Here is an 8,974-nt window from a genome sequence, read left to right as displayed (position 1 = left end):
ATGCCGATGTCGCGGCCGGCGTCCAGGCGGCGAACTGCCCTCACCGTTGAAGACGTGGCTGGCGGCTCGGCCTGGGTAACACATCCGCTGTTCACGGCCCTGTGGCCTCTCGCTGTGCGTTGCCGTGGCGGTGCCAGCGCCGCTGCTGGCCGGTCCGGTTCCCCGTGGGCGGCGTGGGGCTTGTGGCCGGCGGGGACACCGTTGCTGGCGCTCCGCTGGGTCGCCGCGGCGGTGGCTCACCTCGGCTACTGGGTCGCGCGCGGGGCCGCACGCGGTCGTTATCCCGTACCGGGGGGGCAGATCTAGACCACGGGGTGGCTGGGTTCGCCGATTTGCTCTCTGCCTGCGCGTCCGACGGTTACGTTCTGAGGTGTGCCGCTAGAATTCCTGCGGATGCTCGGCCGCGATGGCCACCNGACCCCGCTGGGGCAGGCCTTCGCCGAGTACGGCCGCATCGCGAAGACTCTGGCTCTGCTGGCGATAATGGAACCTCTCGACGACACCCATCGCCGGGTGGTGAGGTGAACACCCAGACCNCCGTGCAGNAANCCCGCCACAAACTCGCCCGCGTGATCTTCCACGGCCGCTGCGGGCAGATCTACCGGGAAGGGCAGGAGGACCAGCCCGGCGCCCTCGACCTGACCTCAACGCCGCCGTGCTGTGGAACACCCGCTACCTCGCTGTCCTACGCCAGACCCGACACCGACGTCGCCCGGCTCTCCCTGTCCGGGAATGCCCATCTTAACTTTCTGGGCTGCTACTCCTTTTCCCCCGCCCCAAGGCTTTGGCCTGTGGGCTCTGCGTAGCCCCGAGGACGATCCTGATGAGGAGACCGCTATGAGCCAGCAGGAGGAGCCGTCCGGGTTCGCCGCGGTGACCGTGGTTCTGCTGACGGTCGAGGAGTTTCCTGGCGAGCTCGCCGATGACTATCCGGCTGCCTGCGCGGCCCTCGATCTGCCCGTCACATATGACGGGTACGCACTGCTTCTCGGTCAGGACACCACCGGGGCCCGATGGACCCAGGTCGGCACGGACACCGGCGCCGCCCGCAGCGCCTTGGCCCTGTGGGACACCGGCTTGCAGACCGGGATCTCCACCAACCCCAAGCGTCTGCTCGCCTACCGGCCGGGCTGGCCCATCGAATGCCACCTGGCCCTCGCGGATCGGACGGACCCGCATGATCCGACCGGGGTGGAGACACCGCTGCGACCACCGCAGAGGACCGCCTGGCCCGGTGCGGAACGCCGCCGCGCCGCCGACCGTCTCGCCGGCGGTCTGGAAGATCTGATCGTCGACGACGACACCGGCTTCGACGAGCCCCGCCTGCGCCTGCACGACATCCTGCCCAGGCTCGCCGACCTGGACCATCCCGCCGTCACACAGGCCCTCGACGCCGCTTGGCGGCTCGCCGCCGACTCGGCCCCCGCTCCAGGAAGCGTGCGGTCCCGCCGTGCCACGCCCGGCCCGGCGCGGCTTCTGCGCGCCAGCGCGGACGGATGGAGCCTGGTGGGCCGCACCGACAACCCGGTCCTGCTCCTGACAGACCAGCTCCCCGCCGTCGCAGCAGACCTCACCGGTACAGACCGACTCGCCGAACTCCTCGACGCCCTGGAGGCAGCCGCGACCCGGGCCGTCATCCCCTCGCCACCGCCCGCCTCGCCGAGGCGGCGGGGCCAGCCAGGACGCTCCAGATCACAGACGTGACTGTGAAGTGCACACGTCCTCGGCGCGACGGCCAACGCTGCCAGCGAGACGCCGCGGAATGGCCCGGACAACGCCAAGGCCTCGGACAACCGGATCTCGACTGGCCGGACCTACCCCGGTCGGTGGCCTGCTGGACACATCTGACCGACCCCGAACGGGAGATGTGTCTGCAAGCCCGCGCACGACGCGACGAGGCCAGCCGAGAACACCGCGCCCGCGAGGCCGCCGCCCGGGAAGCCGCCGGCATCCCCCCTCCACAACCGGTCACCATGGTGGAACGCGACCCACCGGTGTGTACCGGGGACTGCATCTCCGAAGCCGCCGCCTGGGACAGGGCTCATCCGGGACAGTTCCACGACCACAGCGACGGCGCGATGATGTCCTGCGCCACCTGCTATGGCTATGTGTGCTGTTCCTGCGGTCACGCACCGGTCCCGGGGACGCTGATGATCTGCGACCGGTGCGGTGAGGTGGAAGCGGCCGCACTTGCGGCTGACGCCGACTGGGAACCGCCATCCGACCCGCGCGACGACCTCAACCGGCTCATCGGCCGCATCGTGCACACCGGCAACCTGACCTACGCCACCGTTCACGCCCGGGTCAACAAAGCGATGGGCGTAGCGCGGCGCCGAGAAGCCGACCCTCAGGCAATCCAGGAAGGCATCGCCTTCGCCCACGCCTGGCTGGAGGCGCTGGCCTGCGACGAACCGGACCCGATCATTGCCACCCGGGACGATCCGGCCACCGGCATCGCAGCCCCGACCGGCAGGGCACCACGGCTTCGCATCATCCCCATGCCCGCCTCCGGCCCCAGATGGCAGGCGCAGCTCGACCTCATCCGCGCGAGCGGGGCGATCTACGATGCCCAGAGCCGACTCTGGTGGCTGTCGCTGAGCACAACCGAGCCGGGCTGGGCCGCGCTGCAGACGCTGTTCACCGCCGCCCGCGAACACCAGACTCAGATCATCGTGGAGATGTTCCCGCCCTGACGGAGAGCAGGCGGGCGCGGATCAGCCGGCGCTGGAGGGAACCACAGCCACGAACTCGGCCCCCTTGTGGTTGGCCACGATCAGCGCGAAACGATGCCCGACCGGGCATTGAAGATCGACCTGGACGTATCCGCCCCGTGTACCGATCGGGCTGTCGTAGTCGTCGCGGTCGGGGAACACCGTCACGGCCCTGTGATCTTCGGCGAAATCCGCCCGGTCCACAGTATCGGCTCCGCAGGAGGGACAGCGCAGCTGCCACTGCAGACCGTCCGCGGTGGTCCCGTCAGGGACGAGCACCTGCGGATGAGGGTTCATCAACATCGACAGCTCCCACCATGAGTGCACAACACCCGCATCGACTGGAAGCCGGCGCGAGATCCTGGTGCGTACAGAATCCTCCTGTGCCGCAGGGCCTTCGAAACCACCCCGGCGAACACAGAGTCGGCAAACGGTCGTCAGTCGACGCCCGCCAGCCGCACCCCTCGACCCGCATCACGACGTCGGCAGCCCCCGTCGACGGTCAAAGGTAGGAGACGTCCGTGTCGAGTATTTTGGGGCCGTGTTGATCGGATACGTGCAGGTCGCCACCGCCGACCAGAACCCCGACCACCAGATCGACGCCCTGGAACGCGCCAGCGTCGCCCGCCGCAACATCCACATCGACCTGGCCTCCGGCGTCAGCGGTCACCTCGACAAGGCCAGCGTCGACAAGCGGCCCGCCACCACAGGGAGCTCGGCATGAGCGGCCAGGAGATCTGGCGCACCACGACCAACCTCGACGTGACGACCGTCGTCGAACGCGGCGGGAGGGTCTCTGTCCGCCTCGCCGACCGCGAGGTCTACTGGGCGCAGCTGGTCCCCGGCCGCGACCCCGCAGAGAGCCGCTCCTCGCATGAGCTGGTGCTCGATGCTTTCGCGCAGATGCTCGTCGACCAGCTTCATCCTGGGTCTCACCCCGGCACTTTCCACCCGCGTCGAACTGGACCATGACGCACGGAAGGGGGTAGCCAGCCGCGAGGCTGGTCCAGGGTTGCTCGCTCCCATCAAAGATCACCAGTGCCGCTGCGTGGATCTTTCTCGTCCTCGACTCTCGCCGGCCGCTGACCCGGATTGGAACACGACTCATGTACGACGGAGGCGACTACGAACTCGTCTGGCCACGGCACCTGTTCGTCCACGAAGCGAGCAACCTGCTCAACCACCGCAGGATCCACCGTGACTGGGATGACCGCTGCCTACTACTTCTCGATCACGCGTTCGCAGGCCCNACTCCCCAGGACGACTTCCGTCAGGCAGCCGCGCAGTCCCCGCCTCCACGTGGCCTGAGTAACGGGCAGGCCTTCCTCCGCGACCTGATGTCCAGCTCCGAACAGCTCCGCGAGACCACAACACCGCAGTACCGCCCGTACTGGTCCGAACGCCGGGCGGGTACCTCCCCTGACCGTGCCGGTCTGCGTGCCACAGCCCGCCAGTTCATCGACATCGTCAGCCATCTCAACAACCACGGATACTTCGAGCAGGCGTTCGGTAAGGACTGCGTCGACGACCCCAGCGAGATCGACCCCTCGGCCGTCATCGAGCGCGCCATCGGCGCCGCGGACCTGTGGCCGCTGACGCCGGACCGCCTCGCACAGAACATAGACGTGTTCTGCGACGTGGTCGAAGTGCTCCACGACCTGGTAGCGCGCCCCCGATCTCGCGGACTACACGACTACGACGGATGCGGCTGGCACTNCCGCGNTTTCTCTCCCGCCACAGGCCGCGTCGTCTACCGGTGGCGCGTCAACGGTCTGCTCGAACGAAGCGACCTCGGCATCCACCTCGCGGACGAAGGCGAGGATGTCGGTCGCCTGGTCACCAGCACCGATCCCGCCCGCTCGGACCTCCTGCGCAGCATGGCCCAGCAAGAAAGCCCGGCCGCTGACCGGCTCCGCCACGCCATCAGCCTGTACCGGGCACGGCACGCCGACGAACACACCAAGAGATCCGCGGTCGTCGTCCTCAGCGGCGTTCTCGAAGAACGTCGACAGCTGATCAAAGATGAGCTGCTCAGTAAGGACGAAGGCGACCTCTTCACGATCGCGAACAAGTTCGCGATCCGGCACCAGAACGAACAACAGAAAACCGACTACGGCGTCGACTTTCTCGACTGGATCTTCTGGTGGTACCTCGCGACGATCGAGCTCACCGACCAGCTCCTCGCACGCTAAACAGCGATCATCGCTGGCGCCAACGGCTGTAAGTTCCCTGCTCACAGCCGTCATCGCGACCTTGGCGGAGTCTCCCCGATGGCCAGCGCGCCAGGCTGGAGGCCGCGGGCGGTCTCACCAGCATCTACGAATCGGCGATCAAAGACGTGTGCGCCACGCTGGAGACGCTGCTCCGCGACGTCTTCCACCGCAATGTCCCGACCCCAGAGGCGGTCGGGAAGACTGCCAAGCAGACCGGGAGCGTCTTCCAATGCCTCGATGACGCCGCCGCCCTACCGGGACCACCTCAACCGTGACCTGCCTGCCGCTCTCGGGGACGGTTGGACGGCCCTGACCGAGGGCATGACTGTCCGACACGTCCAGACCCGCAACGCCCGGCCTCGTCGACGCCCGGTACCTCACGCGTGTCCCGCACGCCACCCAGNCCGTTGGCCAGCGGGTCCATGTCGGTCTCCGCCAGGTTCTCGATCTCCTCGACGCGGCCACCGCTCTCGGCACTCTGCTCGCGCCGACGAACCCCTGACCACCATCACGTTCGTCGAGCCGGACACCGTGCGACGAATCGAGGCCGCGGGCGGGCAGCCGCCGCCAGTGCTGAGCGCGGGAATGGAGATCACGGCGACCGGGACGGTGGAAACGGTTATGAGCCCGTCGAACACCCCAGCCTGGCCACCACCGGCCCAGGTGACGTTCCAGGTGACCGTCGCGGTCACGGTGAACACACCGCCGGGCTGATCCTCGGAGACCGTCTGGTAGGTGTGCCCGCAGTCAGGCGACGACGCCTTCGGGTCACCGCCATCCGGGTAGGGGGTGCCGGGCCCGGTGCAGTGGACCTGGGCGCCGTCGCCCATCACCCAGTCAACCCCCGTCGGGGTCGCCGTGGCGGTGACCGACACGCCGCCGGCGGCGGCCGTAGCGGAGACCGGCCGCCAGCCGGCGGGGTCCAGCCACATCCAGGTCGGCAAGCGGATCAACTGCCGGCCGATCGGGCTCAACGCGATCGCCGGGCCTTGCAGCCGCAGCTGGCTGCGGGCCTGCTCCGCCAGCCCACCCACATCCGGCCCGCCCGCCGCCGGCCCGCCCTGGCCGTCGGGTATCCATACCGGCGGCCGGTACAACGCGTCCCGCACGCCGTCGGTCTGGCACTGGTAGACGTACCAGGCACCCGGCCGACCGTCCGGCCCCGTCGCGACCGGCCGCGCGAGGAGCGGGCCGGGCCGGTCGACCGCCGCGACCACCCGCAGACCGCCGTCGGGGGCCGGGCGGAACAGCACCGGCCGGATCGCCTCTGTGGTGGGCTGGAAGTCGCTGCGGACGTAGGAGCAGCGCGCGACGTCCGCCGGGTCGAGCGCCACGTCGCCCGGCGGACGGGACGACCCACCGCGACCCGAGCCACCGCTCCCGCCGTCCTGCGGTGGCGGCGCCTGCCCGCCAGGGGCTGCGGGTGTGAGGCCATCACCGCCCGCGACCAGGTCGCAGCCCGGGATCGGATTCTGCGCACAGTCCGTAGTCGCGTAGCTGTCAGCGAACGCCGGCGCGCCTGCGGCGAGGAACCCGAGCAGGCAGGTGCCGGTGAGGACGAGACGTGTCAACTGCATGATCCCACCGGCTCGACAGCGAACCGGGTCACCTTCCACGACCCGTCCTGATGCAGCCGCACCTCGGACGTCACCGCCCGCCGCCCACCCGGCTCGTCGGTGAACGGCGCCCCGTCCGCACGGTGGCGCAGCCAGTTCGTGCTGTCGGAACAGTCGAACACCATCACCGTCGTCGGCGCGTCGGCCGGCTCCACGGAGGTGACCTCCGGATGCAGCACGGGGGCGCCACGCGACACCAGCCCGTTGTAATGATCGGCGTACAGGCCGCCGGAGACTGCCTGCAACGCGTCCCCCGACGCGTACCGCGCCAGCTCGGGTGACTGCCAGTCCGAGGTATGACTCGCCTCGGCCATCGCCTCCCACAGACCGACATAGGCGGCCACCGCCCGCTGCCCGGCAGCATCAGCTGGTGACGTGGGCGACGGCGACACCGTCACCTGCGGCCCCGAGGATCGACCGAGCGACGTCGCCGGCCCAGGAGCCGGTTCGGCGCTGTCATCGGAGCTGCAGGAGACCACGAGCACGCCCGCGGCCAGCAACCCGACGGCCACCCCGCGGACCGGCCAGCGGCGACCGCGAGAGTCCGAACGAGGAGCCACCATGCCCACCTCGCAGACATCCGGCGCCGGTCCGTCACACCAATGCGACGGACTGTCCCCTTCAGCCTGCCTTGCCGGACACGCACCGGCCCGTTCCAACTTCCAAGTCGGAACGACACGCCAGCACAATTTGACACATTCAGGCCATAAAGCGGCTAGTCATTCGGAAGCACTACCTGGCCCGAAAGAACCACAAGATCGCTGGCAAGAACGGGGCGCTGGGGATCTGCACGTGGCCGCTGGCACAGCGCGACCGCAATCCCTCCCGCCCGACCACGTAGTAGCCCGCCTCTGGGTGCACCTGGCACAGGAAGCCGTAGCCGCCCAGGCACAGGTTCCGCCCACTGTGCAGGCCGACGATCATCACACCCCCGCCGGATCGCCCGCCCCAGGACCGTCACCTTCTCGACCAGCTTCTGGGCGCTGCGTGCACGGCAGCGCGCTCCGCCGATCCGACTCGACGAAGCGGCGTCCGCCCTCACCTTCAAAACCGGCGGCCAGAGAGCCCAACCGTCCGCGACGACCGACAGAATCGACAGGATTCTGGCCTCAAGGTGGCTGAGCACCCGGAGTGGGTCACAGGGTGATGAGGGGTTTATCTGCTCCGGTGGGCCAGCAGACTATCAGAGGGAGCGCAGCCCATTCAGTGCTTCAATGAAGTCCAGCCGGAACTCGGCAACGCTGATCTCGCCGCCCCGTTGGGGACAGGATCGCTGCCCAGCAGATCGCTGGTGGGACCGGTGTCGTCATGAAGACCGTCGGCGGGAGATAACGCGGCTGTGGGTACTGCGGTTAAATAGATCGCGCAAATCGGGTAGATGTCGACACTTCAAGTGATGGTACCGGGACGCTCGGGAATGCGTCTCCGCGTCCCCTGCGGCGGCCACAGACGCAGGCTGTCGTTCCGTCGAAGCATTCCATAGCGTCGATAAGCAGCCGGTCGGCCGGCCGGAGGCGTTCGCGGTCGTAGACATCAAGTAGATTATGAACATCCGTACCGTACACAGTCGCGAGTAGCACGAGGATTTGCGGGGTAATGCGACGCCGCTCGGGAAATGGCCAATGCTCCAGCTCACAAAGGCGCGGAGCGGTCATGCCAGCCTTGCCCTCCGGGTCGATGTCGAGACGGGCAGCATGGTCGTTGATGTGGTCGGCAGCCCGTTGCAGTGTCCAGCCGTGGGCATGGCGAAACGCGGAGCGAGGGCGAAGCCGATAGCGACGGGTGAACTCGACAGCAATCTCGGCATGTGTCATCCCGGAGCCACGCATGCGGTCGCGCAGGGTACTCTGCTCGACCCTCATGCTCATCTTTCTCACCGCTTCCTCCTGTCGAGTTCCGGGACATGCTTCGCTCGCGCAGAAACATCAGATCCGACGGGGCCTCACAGTGCATGAAGGCGGTCGCGGACCCGTCGCAGTACCTCGACATCTGGCAGCGACTGGCCGGGAAGGGAATGGGCGTGGAGAGGGGCAGGAATACGTCGTGGTAGACCGGCGGATGTGACTGGAAGTCGCGCCTCGATTTCAGCCCACACAACTTTCCCGCCGTGGGTGCCGGGCCGATATCCCCACCGCTGGCTCAACGACTCCACGATCAGTAGACCTCGTCCGCTTTCCGCGTCATCCTCCGGCGCCTGGCGGACCGGCGGGCGGCTATCGGCATCCCACACATCGATAAACAGGCGGCCCTCTGCGCAGACCAGACGCGCTTGCACCACTGCCTGCCCATCGGCGATGCCTCTATCGGTAGTCATCACCGCATTGGTGACCATCTCACTGGCCACCAGCTCGACGACCTCGATCAGGGGCAACAGCCCCCACTCGCGCAGCACGGACCGGACGAACCATCGGAGCNGGGGANCCGCTACCGCCAC

At 68.3% G+C, this 8,974-nt stretch carries 9 protein-coding genes and 2 pseudogenes; 7 read left to right on the top strand and 4 right to left on the bottom strand.

What is annotated here, in order from left to right; all coding sequences use genetic code 11:
* From ALLO2_RS27470 to ALLO2_RS18795, 4 genes and pseudogenes are all read left to right on the top strand, one after another.
* Positions 1-306: pseudogene (locus ALLO2_RS27470) on the top strand (hypothetical protein); the annotation flags it as partial.
* Positions 307-381: 75 nt separating this feature from the next.
* Positions 382-806: pseudogene (locus tag ALLO2_RS27465) on the top strand (Tn3 family transposase); the annotation flags it as partial.
* A gap of 31 nt (positions 807-837) precedes the next feature.
* Positions 838-1,704 carry a hypothetical protein gene (locus tag ALLO2_RS25900; RefSeq protein WP_023841629.1) on the top strand — a complete coding sequence of 289 codons (867 nt, stop codon included), beginning with the start codon at positions 838-840 and terminating at the stop codon, positions 1,702-1,704.
* Between the two features lie 161 nt (positions 1,705-1,865).
* A complete protein-coding gene (locus tag ALLO2_RS18795; RefSeq protein WP_139168556.1) occupies positions 1,866-2,693 on the top strand; it encodes a hypothetical protein in 828 nt (275 codons plus the stop codon).
* 21 nt (positions 2,694-2,714) lie between these two features.
* On the opposite strand, the gene ALLO2_RS18790 is transcribed toward ALLO2_RS18795, so the two are convergent.
* Positions 2,715-3,014 carry a hypothetical protein gene (locus ALLO2_RS18790; RefSeq protein WP_023841631.1) on the bottom strand — a complete coding sequence of 100 codons (300 nt, stop codon included), beginning with the start codon at positions 3,012-3,014 and terminating at the stop codon, positions 2,715-2,717.
* A 238-nt stretch (positions 3,015-3,252) separates the two neighbouring features.
* Here ALLO2_RS18790 and ALLO2_RS26590 point away from each other — a divergent pair, with 238 nt between their 5' ends.
* The 3 genes from ALLO2_RS26590 to ALLO2_RS18780 all read left to right on the top strand — a co-directional run bounded on the left by ALLO2_RS26590 (position 3,253) and on the right by ALLO2_RS18780 (position 4,903).
* The gene (locus tag ALLO2_RS26590) at positions 3,253-3,435 is read left to right on the top strand and encodes a hypothetical protein (protein ID WP_023841632.1); all 183 of its coding nucleotides are present in this window, start codon (positions 3,253-3,255) and stop codon (positions 3,433-3,435) included.
* A complete protein-coding gene (locus ALLO2_RS18785) occupies positions 3,432-3,683 on the top strand; it encodes a hypothetical protein (RefSeq protein ID WP_023841633.1) in 252 nt (83 codons plus the stop codon). The genes ALLO2_RS26590 and ALLO2_RS18785 overlap by 4 nt, the downstream gene beginning before the upstream one ends.
* Positions 3,684-3,817: 134 nt before the next feature.
* Positions 3,818-4,903 (top strand): hypothetical protein, encoded by a 1,086-nt coding sequence (locus tag ALLO2_RS18780; protein WP_035733848.1) that lies wholly within the window; start codon positions 3,818-3,820, stop codon positions 4,901-4,903.
* A 1,588-nt stretch (positions 4,904-6,491) separates the two neighbouring features.
* Here ALLO2_RS18780 and ALLO2_RS18770 read toward each other — a convergent pair.
* The 3 genes from ALLO2_RS18770 to ALLO2_RS18760 form a co-directional block, all read right to left on the bottom strand.
* Positions 6,492-7,052: a hypothetical protein gene (locus ALLO2_RS18770; protein WP_018639434.1), complete on the bottom strand. Its 561-nt coding sequence runs from the start codon at positions 7,050-7,052 to the stop codon at positions 6,492-6,494.
* Between the two features lie 840 nt (positions 7,053-7,892).
* On the bottom strand, positions 7,893-8,408 hold the full coding sequence (locus ALLO2_RS25895) for a hypothetical protein (RefSeq protein WP_232235201.1): 516 nt from the start codon (positions 8,406-8,408) through the stop codon (positions 7,893-7,895).
* A gap of 74 nt (positions 8,409-8,482) precedes the next feature.
* A complete protein-coding gene (locus ALLO2_RS18760; RefSeq protein WP_255361219.1) occupies positions 8,483-8,974 on the bottom strand; it encodes an ATP-binding protein in 492 nt (163 codons plus the stop codon).

Source organism: Frankia sp. Allo2, from assembly GCF_000733325.1.
Lineage (GTDB): Bacteria > Actinomycetota > Actinomycetes > Frankiales > Frankiaceae > Frankia > Frankia casuarinae.
Note: the sequence above shows the minus strand (reverse complement) of the source record. Positions and strands in the feature narration are given on the sequence as shown.